Source organism: Microbispora oryzae (assembly GCF_017896165.1).
In the GTDB taxonomy this organism is placed as follows: domain Bacteria; phylum Actinomycetota; class Actinomycetes; order Streptosporangiales; family Streptosporangiaceae; genus Microbispora; species Microbispora oryzae.
The window spans coordinates 1-24552 of sequence record NZ_JAFCNB010000024.1 but is presented as its reverse complement, the minus strand read 5'-3'; the positions used below and the strand labels follow the sequence as shown (position 1 = coordinate 24552).

Sequence of the window (24552 nt, the reverse complement as noted above, 5' to 3'; positions counted from 1 at the left end):
ACCTCTTTCCTCTCCGCCGGGACGCGTCGGTGCGACCCGGTCGTCAGCTAAGACCGGATGGCCGCCGGAGTCGTGACAGCCGCCGGTGATTCCTTTGCCGTCCCTGACGTTCCCCGTCGGACGCCGTCAGGCCGGGGGGCGGCCGTTCGCGGCCTCCGCCGTCATTTCCGGACGTGGTCGGCGGCGTCGCGGATGACGGCCGCCACGGCGTCGGGCTGCGACGCGGCGAGCGCGTGCGAGGCGCCCGGGATCTCCGTGGTCCCGCGGGAACCGGCCCGTTCGGCCATGAAGCGCAGCGCCGCGGCCGGGATGTTGAGGTCCCGCTCACCATGGACGAACCAGGACGGAATGCCCCGCCAGCCGGGGTCATCCGCTGTGAGGGCGTCGGTCAGCGCCCGCTCGGTGACCGGACGCTGGGTCACCGCCATCAGGGCCGCCTCCGCGGCGTCCAGATCGGCGCAGAACTGCTGGTGGAACTTGTCCTCCGCGATCCGGAACTCATTGCCGCCCGAGGCGACCGGGTAGGCGACCAGCGCGCTCGCCAGGGTGCTGCCCTCGAACTTTCCGGACAGCTGGAACGCGTTCTCACCGTGCTCCGGGGCGAAGGCGCCGACATAGACGAGGGCGCGCACGGCCGGGTTGCCGGCCGCGGCCTGGGTGACGACCATGCCGCCGTACGAGTGGCCGACCAGGACGACCGGGCGGTTCAAACCGGCGATCACGTCGCGCACGTACGCGGCGTCGCCCTCGACGTCGCGCAGCGGGTTGGCCGCCGCGACGGCGGCCAGCCCGTGGCCGTGCAGACGCTGGATGACGCGGTTCCAGCTTGCCGATTCGGCGAAGGCGCCGTGGACCAGGACGATGACGGGCTGCTCGCTCATGAGTGTGCCTTTCCGGTGTTCAGGGCGTTCTTGAGAACGTCGATGGCCTGGGCGGTCGCCGCTCGCGCGGCGCAGGTGTCGCGGAGCGGGTTGAGCATCATGAAGTCGTGCAGCGTGCCGTTGTAGCGGACGCTGGTGGTCGGGACGCCGGCCGCGGTGAGCTTGCGGGCGTACGCCTCGCCCTCGTCACGCAACACGTCGTTCTCGTCGACGACGACGAAGGCGGGCGGCAGGCCGGCCAGGTCGTCGAGGCCGGCGCGCAGGGGTGAGGCGGTGATCTCGGCGCGCTGGGCCGGGTCGGTGGTGTACGCGTCCCAGAACCAGGCCATCGCCCTGGCGGTCAGGTAGGGCCCTTCGGCGAACTCCCGGTAGCTGCCCGTGTCCTGACCCGCGTCGGTGACCGGGTAGTAGAGCGACTGGTGCACGAAGTTCACGTCGCCGCGCCGCTTGGCGAGGATGGTCAGCGCGGCGGTCATGTTCCCGCCGACCGAGTCGCCCGCGACCGCCAGCCGCGTCGCGTCCAGCCCTTCGACCGCGCCCTGCTGCGTGATCCACTGAGCGGTGGCGTACGCCTGCTCGATCGCCACCGGATAGCGGGCCTCGGGCGAACGGTCGTACTCCACGAACGCGACCGCGACGCCCGCCCCGACGGCCAGCTCGCGCACCAGCCGGTCATGCGTGCCGGCGTTCCCGAGCACCCAGCCGCCGCCGTGCATGTACAGGACGACGGGCAGCGTTCCGTCGGCGCCCGTGGGCTTGACGACGCGCACCCGCACCGCGCCGACACCCGTCGAGACCGTGATCCACTTCTCGTCCACCTCGGGCTTGTCCACCGGGGCGGCCTGCAGGTCGTCCAGCACCGCCCGGGCGCCGTCGGGGTCCAGCTCATACACGAAGGGCGGTGCGGACGTCGCGTCGGCGAGCCGCTGCGCCTCCGGTTCCAGGACATGCTCCATCATGTGGGACTCTCCGTTTTCTCCACGTTGGATCCAGCCGCCCACTTGGACCGGGTGGCCCCCTGATCCGTGACAAGCCGATGATCGAGCGGCCGTGACGCCTCAGCGCGCGAGCCACTCGCGGTAGCCGGTCGGCGCGACGACGGCGCCGTCCTTGGCGACGAGGGCGTGGCCCGAGGCGGCGGCGTACATGCCGGCGCCGTCGTCGGTCACGACGACGCGGTGGTCGCCGCGGGCGGCCAGGGTAATCCTGCCCAGTTCGTCGAGCGCGAAGACCTCGGGTCCCGCGATGTCCCGGGTGCCGCGCAGCGGAGCGCCCACGCTGACGTCGGCCACGGCCCTGGCCACGTCGTCCGCGGCGATGGGTTGTACGAGGGTGGCGGGCAGGCGGACGGTGTGCTCGTCGGACGTCCAGGACAACACCGTGTCGACGAACTCGAAGAACTGCGTGGACCTGACGATCGAGTACGGCACGGGACCGGCCTTGAGGATGTCCTCCTGCAGCACCTTCGCGCGGTAGTAGGCCAGATCGGGCACCAGGTCGACGCCCACGATCGACAGGATGACCACGTGGCCCACCCCGGCCGCCTCGGCGCCGATCAGCAGATTGTCCATGGTCTTCCGGAAGAAGACGGGCGACGCTTCGTCGAAGGCCGCCGGCTTCGTCAGGTTGACGACCGTGTCGGCGCCCGCCAGAGCCTCGGGCAGGCCTCGCCCGGTGAGCAGGTCGAGACCGGTGGATCTCGAGTGCGGCACCGCCTCATGCCCGCCCGCGTCAAGGATCTCGACCACCCGGGATCCGATGAGGCCGCTCCCACCGATGACAGCGATCTTCATTTCCCACCTCCTGGCTCTCGGACACGACTCCGCGCGCCTGCTCGCCGTCGAGTACGAAAGCGAGGAGCCCGCTCTCCCGCCGAGACCGGATGATCACGCGGTTCGTGACAGGTCAGGGGGACCAGGGGACCAGGGGACCACGGCCAGGGTATCGACCAGGCTTCCCCCGGGGCGCGACACGGGGGTCCGGAAAGCGACCGTGATCGCGGTGGCATCACGCGGATGCCGGGTGCGAACGGAGCCGAGAACGTGACCATGAACCTGCTGGAGCCGTACCGGGACCCCGCGGAGCGGGCCGATCGGCGGTCGATCGGAAATCGGGACGAAGCCACTTCGGCGTTCGTCAGCGCCGCCCCCCGGCTGTTCGCGATCGCTCAGCGCGTTCTGCGGGACACGGGCGAGGCCGAGGACGTGGTGCAGGAGACCTGGCTGCGATGGGCTCGGGCCGACCGCTCGGTCGTCGTCAATCCGCCCGCGTTTCTGGCGTTGACCGCCACCCGGCTCGCCATCAACGTCGCCCAGTCCGCCCGCAGTCGCCACGAGACCATCGCGGGCCCCCGCCTGCCGGACCAGGAAGACCGTTCCGTCACCCCTGAGACCGCGGCCGAACGACACGAGGAGGTCGGCACCGCGATCCGGCTGCTGCTGGAGAGACTGACTCCCGCCGAACGGGCCGTCTATCTCCTGCGCACAGCCTTCGACTACCCCTACCGCCGCATCTCCGAGATCCTCCACCTGGGCGAAGACCACGCGCGGCAGCTCGTGCGTCGCGCCCGCGTCGGCCTCGCCGCCGAACGGCGCCGCCCGGTGAGCGCCACCGTGCACCGGCGCCTCGTACAGACGTTCCTCGCCGCCGCGCAGACCGGTGACCTCGCCGAACTGGAAGACCTGCTCGCCGCAGGCGCGGACCGGCGCCGCGCACAGAGCGCATAAGTCGATGGCGCGAACCCGGCCGCCTGTGGCACGGTGTGGGCGTGTCCGAGCAGATCTTCCTTCCGCGCAGTGTGGAGGAGGCGGTCGCCGCGGAGCGGTCCGGCCGTACCCTCCGCTACCTGTACTTCTGGGGGCATCGGCCCGCGCGCGACGGCGGCGCCGGGCCGGGCTGCCTGTCGCAGTGGTGGCCGGTCGCCTTCACCGAGGACGGCCACACCTTCGCCTCCGCCGAGCACTACATGATGGCGCACAAGGCGTGGCTGTTCGGTGACGCCCGGACCGCGGAACAGATTCTGGCCGCCGATCACCCGGGTGAGGCCAAGAAGCTCGGCCGGGCCGTACGCGACTTCGACGAGCAAGCCTGGAACGCCCGCCGATTCGACATCGTGGTGCGCGGCAACATCGCGAAGTTCGGCCAGAACGCCGAACTGCGGCGCTATCTGCTCGCGACGGGGAAGCGGGTCCTGGTCGAGGCCAGCCCGTACGACCGGATCTGGGGCATCGGCCTGACCGCGGGCGACGAGCGCGCCGCCACCCCCGCGACCTGGCAGGGTCTCAACCTTCTCGGTTTCGCCCTGATGGCGGCCCGCGACGCACTGGAGCACCGGTCGTAAATTCCGGCGCCTACGCGTACGCCGTGCTCGCACGCTCGTTCGACGAGTCAAACTCCCCACGTTCCTCAGACAGAGCAACCGGGGGACGTTGAGCAGGTGCCGACTACCCGATCTGCTTGAGGATTACCGGGGAAAGATCAGACGCCGGCGCGATGGTGAACAAACATAGGTCCCCGTCCACTGGACGGGGCCCCGGGCCACCCACCGAAACGGGTGGTGCAGTGACGAACAGTAAACAGGGTCGCCTCCGTACCCGGCAACTCACTCCACGTGACACGTGGGACAACCCACGCGCGAATCGATCTTGTCAGATCGCAAGGTTCTTGGAGGACTGGCAGGCCGTGCCCCACGCTTCGAGTACAGCCAGGCAGCCTTCGCCAAGGAACCCCTGCTTTGGGTAGCAGATGTGGTCGTCAGCAGTACGGCCAAGACGCTGGCCATCAACGAGGACCCTGCCACTTTGGGACTGGGGACAGCGCTTACCTACGTCGGTTGCGAGTCCATATGAATCGGTTGGCACGCGAAAGCCGGGCCACCACCTGCGGAGGTTAACCCGGCTCCCCTTAATGACTCCGAGTGAGCAATACACTACCTATCGTAGCCAGCCCAGGAATGCTGTCAAACAGCTTTCGCCGGCGACCGAGATCCCTCAGAACAGACCGCAGGCGGGGCCGTGCCCAAGATGCCGCGTGCAGAGCCGCTCGAAAGTGCCGGGGTTGGGCGGGCCCGTCGGGTGGAGGAGCCGGCCGGCCGATACCGTTCGTACGGTGGACGCCGTACGCACAGCCGCCCGTGCGCCCGAGCGCGGGAACCCCTCGTGATCCTGGACGCGCGGGCCGGTGATCTGCCGATCCGCGATGTCGTGCCCGAGCTGCGCGCGGTTCTGGAGAAGGCCGGTACGGCCGTGCTCACCGCGCCGCCGGGCACGGGCAAGACGACCCTCGTCCCGCTCGCTCTGGCGGGCCTCGACTCAGGCGGATCGCCGCGGCGGGTGATCGTGGCCGAGCCCCGGCGGATCGCGGCCCGTGCGGCGGCCCGGCGCATGGCGTGGCTGCTCGGGTCCGAGGTCGGCGCGGAGGTGGGCTTCAGCGTTCGCGGCGAGCATCGGCCGGGACGGCACGTCCAGGTCGTGACCACCGGTGTGCTCCTCCAGCGGCTGCTGGACGACCCCGAGCTGGACGGAATCGACACCATCCTGATCGACGAGTGCCACGAGCGGCACCTGGACGCCGACACCACCCTGGCCTTCCTGCTCGACGTCCGCGAGACTCTGCGGCCCGATCTCCGGCTCGTCGCGGCCTCGGCCACCGCCGACGCCGCGCCGTGGTCGCGGCTGCTGGGCGGCGCGCCCGTGGTGCACGCGTCCGGTTCGACGCATCCCGTGGAGGTGGTCTGGGCGCCGCCCGCCCGGCCGGTCGCCCCGCCGCACGGCCTGCGCGTCGACCCCGCCCTGCTCACCCACGTCGGAGGCGTCGTGCGCCGCGCGCTGGCGGAACGCACCGGTGACATCCTGTGCTTCCTGCCGGGGGCCGGCGAGATCGGCAGGGTGGCGGCGGCGCTGGCCGGCCTGCCGGAGATCGACCTGTTGCAGGCCCACGGCCGGGCCGAACGGCTCGACGAGGTGTTGTCGCCCGGCACGCGCAGACGGGTGATCCTCGCGACCTCGGTGGCCGAGTCGAGCCTGACGGTTCCGGGGGTCCGGGTGGTGATCGACGCGGGCCTGGCACGGGAGCCGCGCACCGATCATGGCAGGGGGCTCGGCTCGCTCACCACCGTACGGGTGTCCAAGGCGTCGGCGCGTCAGCGGGCGGGGCGCGCGGGACGTGAGGCCCCCGGCGTCGTCTACCGGTGCTGGTCGGAGGCGGAAGACGGACGGCTGCCCGACCACGCCCAGCCGGAGATCGCACTGGCCGACCTCACGGCGTTCGCGCTCCAGGCCGCCTGCTGGGGCACGCCGGACGCCTCGGCCCTCGCGCTGCTCGATCCGCCGCCCGCGGCCGCGATGGCCGCCGCCGGTCGCACGCTGCACGCGCTCGGGGCACTGGAGAACGGACGGGTCACCGATCGCGGACGCCGGATGGCCGCGATGGGAGTCCATCCCCGGCTGGCCCGTGCGCTGCTCGACGGCCCGGCCGAGGCCGCCGAGGTGGTGGCGCTGCTCTCAGGGGAACTCCCCCGGCACGCGTCCGACGACCTGGTGTCGGTGTGGCGCGAGGCGCGGCGGAACGGATGGCGCGACTGGCGGCGTGAGACGCGCCGCCTGGCGCAGGCCGTACGCGATCACGCGGACCCCCTTGAACGTGGGCTGGGCGGCGGGGGCGACGACGCCGTGGCCGGTACGGTCGTGGCGCTCGCCTACCCCGAGCGTGTGGCGCGCCGCCGCGGCGGCGGCTATCTGATGGTCTCGGGAACGGCCGCGACCCTGCCCGCCGATTCCCGCCTGGCCTCGGCGGAGTGGCTGGCGATCGCCGTGGCCGACCGTCCGGCCGGGGCCGCTTCGGCGCGTATCCGCCAGGCCGCCGTCATCGACCAGGACGTCGCGCTGGCGGCGGCCGGGCCGTTCCACGACGTGGAAGACGAGATCTCCTGGGATGGCGACGTCGTCGCCAGGCGCGTCGAACGCCTGGGCGCCGTGGAGCTGGCCTCCGCTCCGCTCCCCGGCGCGGACGTCAGCACGGCCGTCCTGACCGGCCTGCGCCGGGAGGGGCTCTCGCTGTTCCGCTGGACCCCGGAGGCGGTGTCCGTGCGCCAGCGCATGGCGTTCTGCCACCGGGTCCTGGGCGAGCCGTGGCCGGACGTGTCCGACGACGCGCTCATCGGCACCGCGGAGACCTGGCTCGACCTGCCGCGTCTGCGCCGCCGCGCCGACCTGGAGCGGGTGGACATGGCCTCGGCGCTCACGACCCTGCTGCCGTGGCGGCTCAGGCTGGACGAGGTCGCGCCCGAGCGGATCACCGTCCCCAGTGGGTCGCGGATCCGGGTGGACTACTCGGGTGACCAGCCGGTGCTGGCCGCCAAATTGCAGGAGCTCTTCGGCTGGGACGCCGCTCCCCGCGTCGCGGGAGTTCCCCTGGTGGTCCACCTGCTGTCGCCCGCTGGCAGGCCCGCCGCCGTCACCGCCGACCTGGCGTCGTTCTGGCGGGACGGCTACCGGGCCGTGCGGGCCGAGCTGCGCGGCCGATATCCGCGGCATCCCTGGCCGGAGGATCCCCTCGGCGCCGTCCCCACCCGGAGAACGACCCGCCGCGGGAACGGCTGACCGGACGACCGTTCGTCCTTGTAGTCGATGTAGCCGAACCCGAGCAGGGGGTTGCTCTTCTTCCGGACAGTACGGCGGGGCATCACGCGGTCTCCTTCATGTCGATGAAGTCGGCGAACGGGTCGGAGTAGGCCGCCCACTCTGCGGCGCCGGGAAGGGCGTCTCGCCTGGTGAGCAGGCAGGAGTCGAGCAGTGTGTGGATGCGTTCGCGGTCGAGGTCGGGCCCGGTGAAAACGAGGTGCTGGATCCGGTCTCCGGTGACCGGGTTCCAGTCCAGGGCGGCGGCGGCACGCCGGGCCGGTGAGGCCAGGTCCCAGGCGGCGTCGGGCATCGCGGCCAGCCAGGGACCCACGTCCTCGACGGAGACGACGCCGGCCACGGCGTCCCAGGCGAGCATCCGCTCGTGCCGGTTGGCCAGCCAGAACCGGCCCCGGGAGCGGACGGAGCCGGTCACCAGCTCGTCGACCGCGTCGAACAGGCGTCCGGGGTGCAACGGGCGCAGCCGCCGCCAGACGACGGTGGTGATCTCGCCGGTCTGCGCGTCCCCGGGCAACTGGGCGGTCGCCGGATCCACCCGTTCACCCAGCTCGTGGACGCAGAGCGGAAGGCCGGTCACCTCGGGCAGCGACGTGGAGAAGACCTGGGTGTGCGGGGCCAGATGGCCGAGCACCGCGGCGGACAGCTCCATGTCCTCCTCGTCGTCGCCGAGGAGGAGCAGCCCCGTGGCGTACTCCACCTGGCGGGCCATCACCTCGGCGAGATAGCGCCGGTCGCCCGCGGCGGTGAGCAGCCCGGTCTCGGCCAGACGCTCGCCGCGGCAGATGTCCACCGGCATGAGCTCGGCGTCGACGGCGGTCAGCACGCCGGTCAGCGCCAGTAGATCGGCCGCCTCATGCGCGAGCGCCTCGGCGACAGGGCGGGGTTCGACCGAATCCCACAGGTCGACGATCAGGAGCGAGGCCGTCCGCGCGTGCCGGACCAGCTGTGGGAGCAGGTCCTCGCGGATCGTGCAGGTGACACAGCTATGGGCCAGGTGCACCTCGGTCCGGTCCAGAAGACCCGAGGCGTCGCGGGTGACGCGCTCGACCCGGTTGCCTGCGACGCCGGTCAGATCGTGGTGGATCGCGACGGCGCCGGGATGGGCGCGGAGCAGCCGATCGACCACGGTCGCCCGGGCGTCGCCGTACAGGCCTGCCACGAGGACGACGGGGGTGCGCATGTGACCTCCAGGGATGAAAATGAAAACGATTGTCGTTATCATGGCACAGCCGCCGACCGAGAAGGACGAGAGGGATGGCCAGAAACGAGCTACGACCGGTGATCAAGCTGCGGTCCACCGCGGGCACCGGCTACACCTACGTGACCAGGAAGAACCGGCGCAACGACCCCGGCCGCCTGACGCTGCGCAAGTACGACCCGACGATCCGCCGCCACGTCGAGTTCCGGGAGGAACGATGAAGAAGGACATCCACCCCGACTACCGGCCGGTCGTCTTCCGAGACCCCGGCGCGGGCTTCGCCTTCCTCACCCGGTCCACCGTCACCAGCGGCAAGACCGTCGTGTGGGAGGACGGCAACACCTATCCCGTGGTGGACGTCGACGTCTCATCGGCCAGCCACCCCTTCTACACCGGCCGCAACCGGGTCATGGACACCGCCGGCCGGGTGGAGCGGTTCAACCAGCGCTACGGGAGGAGTTGATGTCCGCGCACTGCCAGCTCACCGGCGTACGGCCGGTCTTCGGCAACAACGTCTCCCATTCCCACCGCCGCACCCGCCGGAGGTGGAACCCCAACATCCAGCGGCGGCGGTACTGGCTGCCGAGCGAGGACCGGTTCGTCCGGCTCACGCTCAGCACCCGCGCCATCAGGACGGTCGACAAGATCGGCGTCGAGAAGGCCGTGACTCTCATCCGGGCCCGGGGGGAGAAGGTCTGATGGCGAAGAAGAGCAAGATCGCAGCCAACGAGCGCAGAAGGGCGGTGGTCGCCCGCCACGCCGAGCGCCGCGCGGAGCTGAAGGAAATCATCCGTACCGGCACCCCCGAGCAGCGGGAAGAGGCCGTACGGTCGCTGAGCCGCCAGCCACGCGACGCCAGCGCCACCCGGGTGCGCAACCGCGACGCCGTAGACGGCCGTCCGCGCGGCCACCTGCGCACGTTCGGCCTGTCCCGGATCCGTTTCCGGGAGATGGCGCACCGGGGCGAGTTGCCCGGCGTCAGGAAGGCGAGCTGGTAGCCGTGGCCGTACCCAAGCGCAGGACCTCCCGCAGCAACACCCGGCACCGCCGCGCCCAGTGGAAGGCCGAGCGCCCCGACCTCGTCCCGATCACCCTGAACGGCCGAGGGCTGCTGGTGCCCCGCCGCCTCGTGCGCGCCTACCGGCGCGGCCTGATCGACCCGCCCGCCTGACGACGCCGCCGCCCGTCCGATCCCGGACGGGCGGCGGCGTACGGCGAATACCTCTCCGTGAATCTTTCAGGTAATTCCTCCCACCCCGAGAGAAAATCCGATGATGCGAGGCGAAGCGCGACAATCGAATCGAATCGATTCACCGGCGACCTTGACACGTTTCACGCCCGATTCTCATACTGAATCGCCAGGTGATCACCACCGAAATTCGGCGCCCAATTAGGCGCACAGCGGGGGCGTCGCCCGGCTCCGGCGCGGCCTGCTCCGATTCGCGCCGGCGGTTCCCGGGGACGTGCCGGCGTCCCTCCGTTTTCCTGAGTTCGCGGTGACGTTCCGGCCCGGCCACGAATGTTTCCGCCGGCATCGATCTCCGCGGGCGCGACATGCGGGGAGAGATCGAATCATGGTGAATGCGGCGTGTCACCGCCGGGGCCGCCCGGCCTCGGCACACACCCACCCACGTACACCTGGTGGAATCGCAGGACGAAGATTCAGCTGGATCCTGGCGCTCTGCGCGGTCGCCTCAATGCTCGTCGGGCTGCTCGCGCCCGGCCCGGCCCTGGCCGCGGCCGCGACGATCAACCCGGGGACCATGTGGTACGACACCGCCGGCAACCGGCTGCAGGCTCACGGCGCCGGCGTGTTCAAGGTGGGCTCGACCTACTACATGGTGGGAGAGGACAAGACGGCCGGCGCCACGTTCACCGCCGTCGCCTGCTACTCCTCCACCGACCTGGCCACCTGGACGCGGGTCGGCAACGCGCTGAGCCGGCAGTCGAGCGGCGACCTGGCGGCCGGGCGGATCGTGGAGCGGCCGAAGGTCATCTACAACTCCAACACAGGTCAGTACGTGATGTGGATGCACATCGACAACAGCTCGTACAGCGACGCACGCGCCGGAGTGGCCACCAGTTCGACGCCCTGCGGGCCCTACACCTACCGAGGCTCCTCGCGGCCCCTCGGGTACCAGAGCCGGGACCTCGGCCTCTTCAAGGACGACGACGGCAGCGCGTACCTGCTGACCGAGGATCGCAGCAACGGGCTGCGCATCGACCGGCTCTCCGCCGACTACACCAGCGTGGTGAGCGCGACGGCGGTCCTCGCCGATCTGGAGTCTCCGGCGATGGTGAAGGTGAACGGCCGGTACTTCCTGTTCGCCTCCCACCTCACCGGCTGGTCCACCAACGACAACGTGTACGCCACGGCCACCTCGCTGTCCGGCCCGTGGAGTGGATTCACCACCTTCGCGCCGGCGGGCACCAGCACCTTCAACTCGCAGACCTCGTTCGTCCTGCCGGTCTCCGGATCGTCCGGGACGACGTACGTCTATCTCGGCGACCGCTGGAACTCCGGTGACCTGAACAGCTCGGTGCCTGTGTGGCTCCCGCTGACGATCAACGGCGGTACGGCGTCGATGAGCACGTTCTACTCGTCCTGGACCATCGACACGGTGACCGGCTCCTGGGCGCCGCCGGCGACACAGCCGGACTCCGCTCTGGTGGGGGAACAGTCCGGTCGCTGCCTCGACGTCCCCGGCGCCGCTTCCGCCAACGGAACACAGACCCAGATCTACGACTGCAACGGCGGCGAGAACCAGAAGTGGTACGCCACCTCCGCCGGCGAGCTGCGCACATTCGGCCGCACCAAGTGCCTCGACGTGCTGAACCGCGGCACGACGCCGGGCTCCGCCGTCGGCGTCTGGGACTGCAACGGCGGCACCAACCAGAAATGGACGCTCAACTCCAACGGCACGATCACCAGCGCCCAGTCCGGCCTCTGCCTGGACGTCACCGGCGGGCAGACGGCCAACGGCACCAAGGTGGAGATCTGGAGCTGCAACGGGGGCGCCAACCAACGATGGAGCCGCCGCTGATCGGTTGACGTCCCTCTGCCTCACACACCAGTGGAGCCGGTCCGCGTTACGCGGACCGGCTCCATGGTTCGGGGTTCAGTTGTCAATCAGGGTCAGACGCGGGTCCAGCGCTGGTTGGAGCCGCCGTTGCAGTCCCAGATGTTGAGCTTGGTGCCGTTCGCCGTGGCGTTGCCCGGCACGTCGAGGCACTTGTTCGCACCGACGGCGGTCAGGGAGCCGTCGGAGTTGAAGCGCCACTTCTGGTTGTTCTGCCCGTTGCAGTCCCAGATGATCACCGTGGCGCCGTTGGCCGTGCTGCCGCCGTTCACATCCAGGCACTTGTTGCCGTAGACCCGCAGCTCACTCGAGCTGGTGAGAGTCCACTGCTGGTTGGCCGCGCCGTTGCAGTCGTAGATCTGCGCCTGCGCGCCGTTGGACTGCGAACTGCCGGTCACGTCCACACACCGGCCCGACCCCACACCGCGGATCGCGCTCGTACCACCCGCAGGCGGAGAGGGCGACGCGGACGGCGACACGGACGGCGAGGGAGACGGCGAGGGCGAGCTTCCGCCCTGCGCGACGCCCTTGCCCACGAAGGTGAACGAGTCGACGTCGAACGCGTTGGCCGACGGGGCCTTGAACACCACGTAGACATTGTGGGTGCCACCGGGGTTGGTGACCTGGACCTGAGGCAGGGACACGTACGTGTTCCAGCCCCCGGTCGCCGGCACGGAGCTGGTGGCGATGAGCGTCCCCGTCGGCGAGTCGGCGTGCAGTTCGATGGATCCCCCCGTGTTGGAGGGCGCCGAGACGCGGAAGGACACCGCGTTGATGCCCGACAGGTTCATCGGGGTGAAGGAGATCCAGTCGTTGTTGGAGATGTCGCCGACTCGCCTGCCGCCTTCGGCGCCGGTCTCGTCGACGACCCGGATCCCGGACGAGCCGGTGAAGTGCTCGGCCTGCTTGTGCTTGGGCTGCAGCGTGATGCCGGCGTTGCCCTTCAGCCCGTCCTTGTCGGTGTAGTCGGCCTGCAGCACGTAGTAGACGTTGGCCGCCTCGTCATGGCCGGACGCGGTGGTCGTGACCGTGCCGGAGCAACCGGTGAACTGACCGGTGTCGTGGGCGTGCTGGTCGTGGCCGAGCGCCGTGATCACGTTGACCTTGCTGCAGTCGACGGTGCCGTCCTCGGGGTCGGTGACGTTCAGCGTGTAGCTCACCTGGTCGCCGAAGTCGATGAACCCGCCGTCGGCCGGAGCCGCGAAGACGATCTTCGGCCGGGTGTTGCCGACGGAGACGGTCAACGTGACGCTGGCCGTCTTCCCGCTGGAGTCCCGGACGGTCAGCTTGGCGGTGTAGTTGCCGTTGCTGTTGTAGGTGTGGGACGGGTTGGCGGCGGTGGAGGTGCCGCCGTCGCCGAAGTCCCAGCTGTAGGTGATCGCGTCGCCGTCGGGGTCGGACGATCCGGCCGAGGAGAAGGCCACCGTCAGCGGCGCGGCGCCCGAGTCGGGGTTGGCGCTCGCCTTGGCGAGAGGAGCGCGGTTCCCGGCCACGTAGTCGACGCGGTAGACGCCGTCATCGGTGTTCGCGTGACCGAAGCCGTTGCCCCAGTCGGCCATGTAGAGGGCGCCGTCCGGGCCGAACTTCATGTCGATCGGCGCGTGCGGAGCGAGCTGCGCGACGAAGGGGCTGATCTTCAGGAGGTTTCCGGACGAGTCCAGCCGCATTTCCTTGACGAAGTTGCGGCTCCACTCGTACAGGAACGGCGTCTTGTCGAAGTACTCGGGGAACTTGCGGTCGGACGTGCTGCTGGGGTCGTAGTGGTAGAACGGGCCGCCCATCGGGGCCGCGCCGCCACAGCAGTCGATCTCGGGGAACTCGGGAGAGACGTGGTAGTTGTACCAGACGGTCGCGCCCTTGGCCGCCGGCAGGTTGGTCAGCCCGGTGTTGTTGGGCGAGTCGTTGACCGGCGCCGAGCAGTTGAACTTCGCCCCCGAGGTGTTGGTGGCGAAGTTGAAGTCGTTGAACGGGATGTTGTTGCCGACACAGTACGGCCAGCCGAAGAAGCCCGGCTCCTTGATCAGGTTCCACTCCACGGTGCCCTCGGGACCGCGGTTGGCGTTGGCGCTGCCCGCGTCCGGACCGTAGTCGCCCAGCGAGATCCAGCCGGTGGCCTTGTCGACCGAGAAACGGAACGGGTTGCGGAAGCCCATCGCGTAGATCTCCGGCCGCGTCTTGGCCGTGCCCGGCGCGAAGAGGTTCCCGGACGGGATCGTGTACGTGCCGTCGGACTCGGGGTGGATGCGGAGGATCTTGCCACGGAGGTCGTTGGTGTTCGCCGCGGACCGCTGCGCGTCGTAGTGCTCCCGGCCCGACCGCTCGTCGATCGGGGCGTAGCCGCTGGACGCGTTGGGGTTCGTGTCGTCACCCGGGCCGATGTAGAGGTTGCCGTTCGGCCCGAACGCGAGGTAGCCACCGGTGTGACCGGGCTCGTCGACGTTGCGGAACGCCGGCACCTCGATGATCTTCTTCTCGCTCGCGAGGTCGATGCTGGTGCCGTTGAAGGTGAACCGCGACACCCGGTTGACCTCACCGCCGTTGGACGGCGAGTAGTTGAGATATATCCAGCCGTTGGTGGCGAAGTTGGGATCCAGCGCCAGGCCGATCCCGCCGTCCTCGCCGCCGTCGTACACCGACAGGGTGCCGATGACGCGCGTACCGCCGCCGTTGGCCGGGATCAGGTTCACCTTGCCCGAGCGCGAGATGTAGAAGACCCTGCCGTCGGAGGCCACGTCCAGCTCCATCGGCTGGTCGGGCGCGCCGTCGAGGGTCACCTTCTGGAACCGGGCCGCGATCGTGCCGCCGCAGTCGCCGGGCACCGAGCCCGCGGCCCACTTCACCCCGCCCAGCAGGTGCTGCTTGAACAGCGCCTCCGAGTAGGAGGACGCGTTGTGGCCCATCGCGGTGGCCCACACCCGGCCGCCCTCCGGGTTGCCACACCAGGAGATCGGGTGGTCGGCGCCCATCTTGTTCGCGCCGGCGTCGTAGGTGGTCTCGTCCGCGGTGACCAGCACATGCACCGAGCCGCGCATGTTCTTGTCGAAGTTGTACCACTCCTCGGTCCGCGTCCACCGGTCCGGCAGACCCTTCGTGGAGGGGTGGGCCTGGTCGGCCACCTTGGCGGTGCCCTGCACGATCGACGAGTGCTGAGTCATGTGGGCGCCGCCCATCACGACCTGGTCCCACCACGGGAACTGCGACTCGATGTTCATGTCGGTGGCGTTGTGGACCGCGACGATGCCGTGGCCGCTGCGCACATAGGCCTGCATGCCCTGACGCTGGGCGTCGTTGTCCCACACCATGCCGCTGGTCTGCAGCATGATGATCGCGTCGTAACTGTTCAGCGTCGACGACGTGAAGACCGAGGAGTCCTCGCTGCGGTCGAGCTGGAAGTTGTTGTCGGTCGCCATCTGCTGGAACATCGCGATTCCGGCGGCGATGGAGTCGTGCCGGTAGGCGCCGCTCGCGGTCTTGCTGAACAGCAGGACCTTGAACTGCGGATCGGCCGCGTATGCCACTAATGGCACCGCGGACAGCAGCAGCCCTAACAGGGCCGCCGCCATGGCTGGGAGTAGCCGTGTTCTTCGCATGAAGAATCTCCTGGGGGATAACCAGTTGGTAAGGAGAGGGAAAGGGTGCGATGGCACGGATCTCAGGGCTCGGTGATGGGAGCCTCCTTAGGTCAGGGCATGAGTGCGCGGAGGAAGGCGAGACCCTCGGTGGCGAGGGCGTCCTGACTCGGCGCGAGGGGACGCCATATGGACGCGGCGGTGGCGATGGTCCTGTTGTCGGCGGTGAAGGACTCGATCACGAGCGGGCCGCGGTAATCCACGTCGCGGACGGCCGCCGCGAAGGCGGGCCAGTCGAAGTGGTCGCTGCCGGGGGCGCCGCGGTCGTTCCCGCACACCTGGATGTGCGCGATCCTGGCGCCGGCCAGCCGAATGGCCCCGAAGGGGTCCTTCTCCTCGATATTCATGTGGTACGTGTCGAGGGCGAGTCCGCACTCCTCCGGGAGCGCCTCGAGCGCCTGCTCGACGGTGTTGATGACACTGGTCTCGTACCGGTTGAGCGGTTCGATGCCGATCCGGACGCCGTGTTCGGCCGCGTAGGAGACGACCGGTTCAAGGTTCTCCCTCAGCTCGGCGTAGATCGTGCGCCGCTCGTCCGGGCTCATCCGCCAGGCCCGGCCGACGGACGCGTAGGCGGGCCCGCTGACCGCCGGCGCGCCGACGGCCACCGCCACGTCCACGCAGTGCCGCAGGTAGTCCTGCGTCTCCTTGACGGTCTGCGGCGAGGCTCCGACGAGTTCGCGTCCCGGCGGCATCGTCAGCACGACCGACGCGCCGAGCCCGCACTCGGGAAGGAGGGCCGCCGCCCTCGCGGGATCCCAGTCGCCGGGCTGCTCGACCGGCAGCTCGACGACGTCGAATCCCCATTCCGCGAGCCGCGGCGCGAGGGCGGCCAGGGTCTCGTCGGTGAGCGGCGAGACCCAGACCCACGTGTTGACGCCGATCACGACGTGCCGCCCCACTTCTCGGGGTAGCCGGGCAGGTTCTCGCAGCCGCACATGGCGTAGTGGAGCGGCGGCATGCCGGGCTTGAGGTAGGTGGTGAGGTTGTCCTGGGTGATCGTCGGCTGCGGAAGGTTCCAGACCTTCGGCACCTGCTCACCCTTGAGGATCTTGAGCGCCGCGATGATGGGCGTGCGCCACTGGTACGTCGGATAGGTCGGGGCGATCGCGGTCAGCTTCGAGTCGCTCCACTTCTTCAGGAAGTCCTGCTGGTCCTCGCCGTTGATGGGCGGCACGGGCTGGCCCGCGTCCTCGAACGCCTCGACGGCCGCGACGGCGGTGGCGCCCGCGTCCATCCAGACTCCGTCGATCTTGCCGAAGCGCTGGATGTAGTCGCTGACGACGCTCTTGGTCTTCGCGGCGTCGCCGTCGGTGAACTCGACGCCGACGACGTCGAGGTCGCTCTTGTCGAACGCGACCTTCGCCGCCGACCAGCGGGTCTCCAGCACGTCCACGCCGGGCAGGATGCGCAGGGCGAGGATCTTCCCGCCGGCGGGCACCTTGTCGACCAGGAACTCGGCCGCCTCGGCGCCGAAGGCGTAGCCGCCGATCGGCTTGATGAACGTGACCGGGCAGTCGGTCTGGACGCCCCGGTCGAACACGATGACGGGCACCTTCGGGCAGGCCCCGGCCACCGCGGGAGTCAGTGTTGCCGTGGTGTTGGGCGAGACGATCAGCACGTCGCAGCCCTTGCCCTGCAGCTCCGCGATGTCGGAGATCTGCTTGTCGTCCTTGCCCTCGGCGTCGAGGGCGGTGAACTTCGCGATCTCCTTGTGCAGGGCGACCTCCGCCTGCATGTTCTTCAGGCCGACCTGCCGCCAGGGGTTGTTGACCGCGGCGTTGGAGAAGCAGAGGTTGTACGGCCCCGACTTCTTGTACTTGCCGGTGTCGACGAGTTGCGCGTCGATGGTCTGCTCCCACGGCTTGTCCGCCGGGCCGTCCGCCTGCGCCTTGCGCATCGCCATCTGCGCGTCGTAGTCGGCCTGCACGAAGAACTTCGACTGGTCTCCGGTGCCCGCGTCCTTCGCCGCCGCGGACCCGGCCGGCTCGGCGGAGCCCGACCCGGCGGAGGCGGAGGAGGTGGCGGGTTTGTCGCTGGTGCACGCGGCCGCCGACAGCGTCACCACAGCCAGCGCGGCGCAGGCGAGGAGCCGCCGCGAATATGAATTCATAGTCTTTCCTTCCATCACGATGTCGCCGCGACTCTTCTGCGCGGGAAGCGCACGGCTCCCAGCGCCACCGCGGCGATGATGATCACACCCTGTACGGCGGGCTCCAGCGCGCCCGAGATGCCGTACAGGTTGAGCAGGGTGAACAGCGCCTCCAGCGTGAAGGCGCCGGCCATCGCGGCGACCACGGAACCGCGGCCGCCCCCCAGGGCCACGCCGCCGAGCACGACGGCGGTGATGGCCTGGAACTCCAGGCCCTTGCCCACTTGCGCGGACACCCCGGCGAAACCACCGAGCAGGATCGCGGCGACCGCCGCGGCCAGCCCGGAGATCATGAATGCCACCGTCCGCACCCGCGCGACGCGGACACCGGACAGGGCCGCGGCGCGGTCGTTGTCGCCGACCGCGACCAGCGTGTGGCCGAAACGGGCACGCATCGCGTAGGCGGCGGCAGCCGCCACCACGACGAGGATCAGGACCGACCAGGGCACCGGGCCCAGGCTTCCCCGGCCCAGCTCCCGGAACTCCTCGGACAGCGCGCCCCGGGGCGCGCCTCCCGTCCAGAGGAAGATCGCTCCCGACAGGATCAGCAGCATGCCGAGTGTCGTGATGAACGACGGGACGCGCAGCAGGGTGGTGACGACCCCGTTGACCAGCCCGACGAGCAGCCCCAGAACGATCAGCAGGGCCACCACGGGCCACGTCGCCTCCGCGGATCCGTCGATGAGCCGCGCGGCGATCACCACCTCGGCGGTGACGAGCGAGCCGACCGACAGGTCGAACTCGCCGGACACGATGACGGCGTACTGCCCGGCCGCGAGAATCACCAGCGGCGCGGCGCGTTTGACGAAGGCGAGGAAGGCCGGCGGCTCCAGGAAGTACGGGTTGGCCACGGCGATCGCGACCAGCAGCACGGCCAGCACCACGAAGATCGGCAGAGTACGTCTCATGAGGTCCGCCTCCTGCGGGCGTAGATCGCGAGAGCTGCCACCAGGACCACGCCCCGCACGACGTCCTTGGCGAAGGAGTTGACCTCCAGCTGGTTGAAGATGCTGTCGAGAACGGCCAGGAGCAGGACTCCCCCGACGGTCCCGGCGACCCCGCCGCGCCCTCCGGCCAGGGCGGTCCCGCCGAGCACGACCGCGGCGATCGACTCCAGGTCGTACCCGCCGTCGGTGCCGACCGTCGGCGCGCCCGCCCCCAGGCGGGAGGCCAGCAGCAGTCCGGCGATCCCGGAGCAGACCGAGCACACCACGTGGGCGACGACCACGACCCGCTCGGTGCGGACTCCCGACAGCCGCGCGACCTCGATGTCCCCGCCCACCGCGTAGATCCGGTACCCCAGCCTCGTCCGGCTGAGCAGGAGCCAGACGGACGCCGCCACGGCGGCCCACAGCAGCGCCGACACCGGCAGCGGCCCGATGCGGTCGTACCCGAGATGCTGGAAGGACGCGGGAACACTGCCCGCCGGTCCGTCGTACCGCTCGTCCAGCGCCCCTCTGATGATCAGTGCGACCCCGAGCGTGGCGATGAACGCGTGCACCCGGAGCCTGGTGACGATCAGGCCGTTGGCCAGTCCGACCAGCGCGCTCACCGCCAGCACCGCCGCGACCGCGGCCGGCACGTTCGCGTCGGAGCCGGCCATGATCTCGGCCGCGACCAGGGAGGTCAGGCTGATCAGGTAGGTCACCGAGAGGTCCAGGCTCCCGGCCAGGATGACCAGGGTCTGGCCGACCGCGACGATGCCCAGCGCGGCCGATCGCTGCTGGATGCCGACGACGTTCTCCAGGCTGAGGAACTGCCCGCCGTCCAGGGCGAACAACAGCCAGCCCAGCACGATGAGCAGGACGAGCGCCAGGTAGACGGGACGCGCGGGCCGGTCGGCCGACAGCCGCCGCAGGAACGAGCCCTCGGCCGAGACGCGCCGGAGCTTCAGTTGCTGTGTCATGACGCGGCCGCCAGGTGCATCACGGCCTCCTCGGTGGCGCCGGCGGGCAGCTCTCCGGCGACGCGGCCGTCCCGCAGCACGACGATGCGATCGCTCATGCCGATGAGCTCGGGCAGCTCGGAAGAGATCATCAGTACGGCCATGCCGTCGTGGGCGAGTTCGCGCATCAGTTCATGGATGGCCGCCTTGGCGCCCACGTCGACGCCGCGGGTCGGTTCGTCGAACAGCAGGACACGCGGGGCGACCGTCATCCATTTGGCCAGCACGACCTTCTGCTGGTTCCCCCCGGACAGCAGCCGCACCTCCTGGGTGGGCCGGGGCGGCTTGAGCCGCACGCGTTCGAGCAGCCCTTCGACCGCGGGCCGCCGCATCCCGGTCGCCCGGGCCACCAGCAGCGCGTTGTCGCGCACCCGCTGGTTGAGCAGCAGCCCCTCGGCCTTGCGGTCCTCGGTGACCAGGCCGATCCCCGCCGAGATGCCCTCGCGGGCCGAGCGGGGACGGCAGGGCGTCATCTCTCCGCTGGTGAAGGGCTCCGCCCCGAACAGCGCCTTGGCGAGCTCGGTGCGGCCAGACCCCTGCAGCCCGGCGATCCCGACGATCTCACCCGCGCGCAGGTCGAGGTCGATGTCGTGCAGCCTGGCGTTGCCGCCGCCGCGCACCTTCACGATCACCTCACCGGGCGGTTCCGTCGCCCTGGGCGGGTAGTACGACTGGAGGTCCCTTCCGACCATCAGGCGGACCAGAGCCGCCGTGTCCAGGGCCGACGTCTCCGCGGTGGTCACCTTGGCGCCGTCCTTGAGCACGGTGATCCGCTGGGAGAGATCGAAGATCTCGCGCAGCCGGTGCGAGACGTACAGGACCGCGATCCCGCGCTCGGTGAGCCGCCGTACCAGCGTGTAGAGCAGCTCGACCTCGTGATCGGCCAGGGCGGCGGTCGGCTCGTCCATCACCACGATCCGGGCGTTCAGCGAGAGCGCCTTGGCGATCTCGACGACCTGCTGCTGCGCGACCGAGAGCCGCCGGACGAGATCGCGCGGCCCGAACGACTCCTCTCCGAGCGAGCTCAGCAGCTCAGCGGTGGCCGACTCCATCGCCGCCCGGTCGACCAGCCCTCGCCGGACGGGCTCCCGGCCGAGGTAGACGTTCTCGGCGACCGTACGCTCCGGCAGCAGGGTGAGCTCCTGATAGATGATCGCCACCCCGGCCCGCTGCGCCTCGATCGGGTGCCCGAACGCCACGCTCCGGCCGTCGATCTCGATCGTTCCCTCGTCCGGAGTGTGCACTCCGGCGAGGATCTTCATAAGCGTCGACTTGCCCGCGCCGTTCTCCCCCACCAGCGCGTGCACCTCGCCCGCGGACGCCTCAAGGTCGACCCCGCCGAGGACCCGGACACCGAGAAAGCTCTTGCCGATGCCGGTCATCTTCAGCACGCGGACCGCCCGTCGATCAGCGCGGCCGTGCCTGCCGCGCCCGGGGCGGCCGTCGTCACCCCGGTGGTGGAACCGGCTGGGACAGGTCTTCGTGGGGTACGGACCGAGGAGTCATGCACAGAGGGGTCTCCTAACGAGCAGCCGAGGGTCGTGCCGGCCCGGCATGAGGCCCACCCCGGACGCCGGTGACGGCGCCCTGCCGGACCGCGTCCGGCAGGGCGCCGTCGACAAGATTTCACCGCCTGGCGGACGGCGTTGTGACGCGGCGGACGCCGGGCCTGACCACACGGCAGTAATGATCAAGCAATTGTGACTGAAACTAAATGCCCAAAACCCGACTGTCAAGCCCGCTTATCTATCAGCCGAGAACCGAATATTGCGACATAGCGGACGATAACCTCGATTACCCCACAGAGGAAAAAACCGCACGTCCAGATAGGTCTGTACCAGAGCTTTTTCGCCTCAGCACCGGAGACGATCGGCAATACATCCCGAGGGGCAGGCGTAAATGAGTATGAAACTTCGGGCGCGTTTTCCTTCCGCGCTTCCCAGCCCGGGACCGTCCGGCGTGACCCGATCGGGGGTCACGCCGGACGGCATGTCACGCGGGAAGGCGTTCTACGTGGAACGCCGCTCCGCGGCTCCCGGCCGCTTTCTTCTGGCCCGCGATCGGCTCAGACGCGGGTCCAGCGCTGGTTGGAGCCGCCGTTGCAGCTCCAGATGTTGAGCTTGGTGCCGTTCGCCGTGGCGTTACCGGGCACGTCGAGGCACTTGTTGGCGCCGACGGCGGTCAGGGAGCCGTCGGAGTTGAAGCGCCACTTCTGGTTGTTCTGCCCGTTGCAGTCCCAGATGATCACCGTGGCGCCGTTGGCCGTGCTGCCGCCGTTGACGTCCAGGCACTTGTTGCCGTAGACCCGCAGCTCACTCGAGCTGGTGAGAGTCCACTGCTGGTTGGCCGCGCCGTTGCAGTCGTAGATCTGCGCCTGCGCGCCGTTGGACTGCGAACTGCCGGTCACGTCCACACACCGGCCCGACCCCACACCGCGGATCGCGCTCGTACCACCCGCAGGCGGAGAGGGCGACGCGGACGGCGACACGGACGGCGAGGGAGACGGCGAGGGAGAAGGCGACGGCGACGCGCTGGTCAGTTCCTTGATGCGGATGTTGCGGAACGACACCACGTCGCCGGACCCGTGGTTCTGGATGCCGATGTAGCCCTGCTGGAGGGAGCGCGCCGGGTCGCTGTTGGTGAAGTCGTTGATCTTGGACCCGTTCAGGAACACCTGCAGCCGCTCACCCTCCACCAGCAGCTCGTAGGTGTTCCACTGACCCGGCGGATTCAGCGCGGCGTCGCGTGCGGCGATGTCCGCCGACTGGAACCCGTAGACCGCCCCCGTCGTCTTGTCGGCGGTGTCGGTCGCGTCGATCTGCACCTCGTAGCCGGTGTCGAGCGCCGCCTGCGGATCACTCGTGGCCGGGAAGCCGACCACCACGCCGGAGTTGGAGTCGCCAGTCAGCCTCCAGTCGAGCTTGACCGAGTACGAGTGGAGTTCCTTGGCGCTGTACCACAGCATGCCCATGCCGCCCTGGGAGGTCAGCGTGGCGTCGCTGTTGGTGAACGACCCCGGCCCGGCCTGCGACCAGCCCGTCGTCGACCCGTTGTACAACGTCGTGTATCCGTTCTCCGGGCGGCAGTCGGCGTTGGCCGCCTTGGCCGCGTACCGGATCCCGCCGAGCAGCAGGTTGCGGAAGTTCGAGTCGGCGTACGACTCCTGGGTGTGCCCGAGACCGGTGTAGAACGCGCGGCCGGAGGACTGGGGGTGACACCAGGTGATCGGGTGGTCGCCCATGTTGCCGCCGCTGTAGCTGCTCTCGTTCAGGTTCTGCAGGACGTGCACGTTGGCCCGCGGGTTGGTGCGGTAGTTGTACCACTCGTCGGTACGCGTCCAGGTCGCCCCCAGATGGGCGGTCGCGGCGTTCGCCCGGTCCTCGGTCCTGACGGTGGCCTGCTGGATCGCCGGGTGGTTGTTGAACCAGGCGCCCATGAGCTGGCCGTAGTAGGGCCAGTCGTACTCGGTGTCGGCGGCCGAGTGCACGCCCACATAACCGCCGCCGCCGTCGATGTACGACTGGAAGGCGGTCTGCTGGGTGGCGTTGAGCACGTCACCGGTGGTGCTCAGGAACACCACGGCCTGATACTGCGCGAGATTGCCCGTGGTGAACGCGCCGGCGTCCTCCGTCGCGTCCACCGCGAAGTTGTTGGCCGAACCCAGGTCGCGGATCGCCTGGATTCCGGCGGGGATGGAGTCGTGCCGGAAGGCGGCCGTCTTGGAGAAGACGAGCACCTTGAAGGCGGCGGCCTGGGCCGGGATGGCCGGGATCATCGTCGCGGCGGCGGTGGTGAGCGCCACGGCGGTCACCGACAGACGTCGCAGCAGGGATGTCTTTCTGTCGCTCCGTGGGATGCCCCCGAGCGCGGGGGTCAGATGTCGCAGCATGGATGTCCTTCCGTCGCGGCGCCCGGGACGGCCGTCTCAGCGATCAGCTGGGCCGCGCCGGGTGTCACCTCAATTGGTGATCGGTGGTGCGGTCGAGGCCGGACGACGTCCCGGTCTTCGGGCTCGGGCGGGACCGGGTGATCCCGCCCGAGCCCGTCGCTTACCGGGACGTCGGAGCCCTCAGCCCCTGTCGGGGCGTAACTGGTGCCTCAGACCCGGGTCCAGCGCTGGTTGGCCTGGCCGTTGCAGTCCCAGATGTTGAGCTTGGTGCCGTTCGCCGTGGCGTTGCCCGGCACGTCGAGGCACTTGTTGGCACCGACGGCGGTCAGGGAGCCGTCGGAGTTGAAGCGCCACTTCTGGTTGTTCTGCCCGTTGCAGTCCCAGATGATCACCGTGGCACCGTTGGCCGTGCTGCCACCGTTCACATCCAGGCACTTGTTGCCGTAGACCCGCAGCTCACTCGAGCTGGTGAGAGTCCACTGCTGGTTGGCCGCGCCGTTGCAGTCGTAGATCTGCGCCTGCGCGCCGTTGCTCTGGGAACTGCCGGTCACATCCACACACCGGCCCGACCCCACACCGCGGATCGCGCTCGTACCACCCGCAGGCGGAGAGGGCGACGCGGACGGCGACACAGACGGCGAGGGAGACGGCGACGGCGAGGAAGACGTGCCGGTGCCGAGGGTGAAGGCGTCGAGGTCGAACAGGTAACCCGAGCCGGTCGCGCCGCGGAAGACCAGATACAACGTGGTCGCCCCCGCGGGCCCGCCGCTCAGGTTCGCGGTCGCGTCGACGAAGGTGTCCCAGCTCCCGGTCACCGGCACCGTCACCGTGCCCAGCAACGTCCCCGTCGCCGAACCCGCCCGCACCTCGATACGGCCACCCGCACCAGCCGACGCCACCCGAACCGTGATCTTGTTCGCGTTACCCAGCACATACGGCTGGAACGAAATCCAATCACCGTCATCGGTGTACCCGACCGTCTTACCACCCTCAGCCGTCGCGTGATCAGCCGCCTGCACACCCTGCATCGCAGCGAAATGCTCCGCCTGCCGATGACGCGGCTGCAACGTATGAATATCCGTCGTCGTCAACCCACCCGAATCGGTGTAAGAGGCGACGAACACCCCATACAGGTTCGCC

General features: G+C 69.7%; 21 protein-coding genes. 9 read left to right on the top strand and 12 right to left on the bottom strand.

Annotated features, from left to right (window positions below):
* Positions 1-161 precede the first annotated feature (161 nt).
* The 3 genes from JOL79_RS29275 to JOL79_RS29265 all read right to left on the bottom strand — a co-directional run bounded on the left by JOL79_RS29275 (position 162) and on the right by JOL79_RS29265 (position 2674).
* Complete coding sequence (locus tag JOL79_RS29275; RefSeq protein ID WP_210159142.1) at positions 162-881, bottom strand: alpha/beta fold hydrolase; 720 nt, start codon at positions 879-881, stop codon at positions 162-164.
* The gene (locus JOL79_RS29270) at positions 878-1840 is read right to left on the bottom strand and encodes an alpha/beta hydrolase (protein WP_210159141.1); all 963 of its coding nucleotides are present in this window, start codon (positions 1838-1840) and stop codon (positions 878-880) included. Before JOL79_RS29270 ends, JOL79_RS29275 begins: the two co-directional genes overlap by 4 nt.
* A gap of 99 nt (positions 1841-1939) precedes the next feature.
* The gene (locus JOL79_RS29265) at positions 1940-2674 is read right to left on the bottom strand and encodes an SDR family oxidoreductase (protein WP_210159140.1); all 735 of its coding nucleotides are present in this window, start codon (positions 2672-2674) and stop codon (positions 1940-1942) included.
* A 222-nt stretch (positions 2675-2896) separates the two neighbouring features.
* Between JOL79_RS29265 and JOL79_RS29260 the strand changes: the two genes are divergently transcribed.
* The 3 genes from JOL79_RS29260 (at position 2897) to hrpB (ending at position 7480) form a co-directional block, all read left to right on the top strand.
* On the top strand, positions 2897-3607 hold the full coding sequence (locus JOL79_RS29260; protein WP_230985696.1) for a sigma-70 family RNA polymerase sigma factor: 711 nt from the start codon (positions 2897-2899) through the stop codon (positions 3605-3607).
* Positions 3608-3648: 41 nt separating this feature from the next.
* Positions 3649-4221, top strand: a complete 573-nt coding sequence (gene ybiA / locus JOL79_RS29255; RefSeq protein WP_372446820.1) for a riboflavin biosynthesis intermediates N-glycosidase — start codon at positions 3649-3651, stop codon at positions 4219-4221.
* An 817-nt stretch (positions 4222-5038) separates the two neighbouring features.
* Positions 5039-7480, top strand: a complete 2442-nt coding sequence (gene hrpB, locus JOL79_RS29250; protein WP_307848797.1) for an ATP-dependent helicase HrpB — start codon at positions 5039-5041, stop codon at positions 7478-7480.
* A gap of 82 nt (positions 7481-7562) precedes the next feature.
* Here hrpB and JOL79_RS29245 read toward each other — a convergent pair whose 3' ends face one another.
* The gene (locus JOL79_RS29245) at positions 7563-8699 is read right to left on the bottom strand and encodes a CobW family GTP-binding protein (protein ID WP_210159139.1); all 1137 of its coding nucleotides are present in this window, start codon (positions 8697-8699) and stop codon (positions 7563-7565) included.
* Between the two features lie 74 nt (positions 8700-8773).
* Here JOL79_RS29245 and rpmG point away from each other — a divergent pair, with 74 nt between their 5' ends.
* The 6 genes from rpmG to JOL79_RS34655 all read left to right on the top strand — a co-directional run bounded on the left by rpmG (position 8774) and on the right by JOL79_RS34655 (position 11761).
* Positions 8774-8938, top strand: a complete 165-nt coding sequence (rpmG, locus tag JOL79_RS29240; protein WP_210159138.1) for a 50S ribosomal protein L33 — start codon at positions 8774-8776, stop codon at positions 8936-8938.
* The gene (locus tag JOL79_RS29235; protein WP_210159137.1) at positions 8935-9180 is read left to right on the top strand and encodes a type B 50S ribosomal protein L31; all 246 of its coding nucleotides are present in this window, start codon (positions 8935-8937) and stop codon (positions 9178-9180) included. The genes rpmG and JOL79_RS29235 overlap by 4 nt, the downstream gene beginning before the upstream one ends.
* Positions 9180-9416, top strand: coding sequence for a 50S ribosomal protein L28 (gene rpmB / locus JOL79_RS29230; protein WP_210159136.1), 237 nt, complete (start codon positions 9180-9182; stop codon positions 9414-9416). Before JOL79_RS29235 ends, rpmB begins: the two co-directional genes overlap by 1 nt.
* Positions 9416-9715, top strand: coding sequence for a 30S ribosomal protein S14 (gene rpsN / locus JOL79_RS29225; RefSeq protein WP_210159135.1), 300 nt, complete (start codon positions 9416-9418; stop codon positions 9713-9715). Before rpmB ends, rpsN begins: the two co-directional genes overlap by 1 nt.
* 2 nt (positions 9716-9717) lie before the next feature.
* Positions 9718-9888: a 50S ribosomal protein L32 gene (gene rpmF / locus JOL79_RS29220; protein ID WP_210159134.1), complete on the top strand. Its 171-nt coding sequence runs from the start codon at positions 9718-9720 to the stop codon at positions 9886-9888.
* A gap of 526 nt (positions 9889-10414) precedes the next feature.
* Positions 10415-11761 (top strand): lectin, encoded by a 1347-nt coding sequence (locus JOL79_RS34655; RefSeq protein WP_230985695.1) that lies wholly within the window; start codon positions 10415-10417, stop codon positions 11759-11761.
* Between the two features lie 92 nt (positions 11762-11853).
* On the opposite strand, the gene JOL79_RS29210 is transcribed toward JOL79_RS34655, so the two are convergent.
* The 8 genes from JOL79_RS29210 to JOL79_RS29175 all read right to left on the bottom strand — a co-directional run bounded on the left by JOL79_RS29210 (position 11854) and on the right by JOL79_RS29175 (position 24440).
* Positions 11854-15387 carry a lectin gene (locus tag JOL79_RS29210; protein ID WP_210159133.1) on the bottom strand — a complete coding sequence of 1178 codons (3534 nt, stop codon included), beginning with the start codon at positions 15385-15387 and terminating at the stop codon, positions 11854-11856.
* 92 nt (positions 15388-15479) lie between these two features.
* The gene (locus JOL79_RS29205) at positions 15480-16313 is read right to left on the bottom strand and encodes a sugar phosphate isomerase/epimerase family protein (RefSeq protein WP_210159132.1); all 834 of its coding nucleotides are present in this window, start codon (positions 16311-16313) and stop codon (positions 15480-15482) included.
* Entirely contained in the window at positions 16310-17539 is a 1230-nt protein-coding gene (locus tag JOL79_RS29200; RefSeq protein ID WP_210159131.1) for a substrate-binding domain-containing protein, read from the bottom strand. The genes JOL79_RS29205 and JOL79_RS29200 overlap by 4 nt, the downstream gene beginning before the upstream one ends.
* A gap of 14 nt (positions 17540-17553) precedes the next feature.
* Positions 17554-18486, bottom strand: a complete 933-nt coding sequence (locus JOL79_RS29195) for an ABC transporter permease (protein ID WP_210159130.1) — start codon at positions 18484-18486, stop codon at positions 17554-17556.
* The gene (locus JOL79_RS29190) at positions 18483-19484 is read right to left on the bottom strand and encodes an ABC transporter permease (RefSeq protein ID WP_210159129.1); all 1002 of its coding nucleotides are present in this window, start codon (positions 19482-19484) and stop codon (positions 18483-18485) included. Before JOL79_RS29190 ends, JOL79_RS29195 begins: the two co-directional genes overlap by 4 nt.
* Positions 19481-20905 (bottom strand): sugar ABC transporter ATP-binding protein, encoded by a 1425-nt coding sequence (locus JOL79_RS29185; RefSeq protein ID WP_210159193.1) that lies wholly within the window; start codon positions 20903-20905, stop codon positions 19481-19483. Before JOL79_RS29185 ends, JOL79_RS29190 begins: the two co-directional genes overlap by 4 nt.
* 683 nt (positions 20906-21588) lie before the next feature.
* Positions 21589-23412, bottom strand: coding sequence for a lectin (locus tag JOL79_RS29180; protein ID WP_210159128.1), 1824 nt, complete (start codon positions 23410-23412; stop codon positions 21589-21591).
* A gap of 209 nt (positions 23413-23621) precedes the next feature.
* Positions 23622-24440: a lectin gene (locus tag JOL79_RS29175; RefSeq protein ID WP_230985701.1), complete on the bottom strand. Its 819-nt coding sequence runs from the start codon at positions 24438-24440 to the stop codon at positions 23622-23624.
* Positions 24441-24552 lie beyond the last annotated feature (112 nt).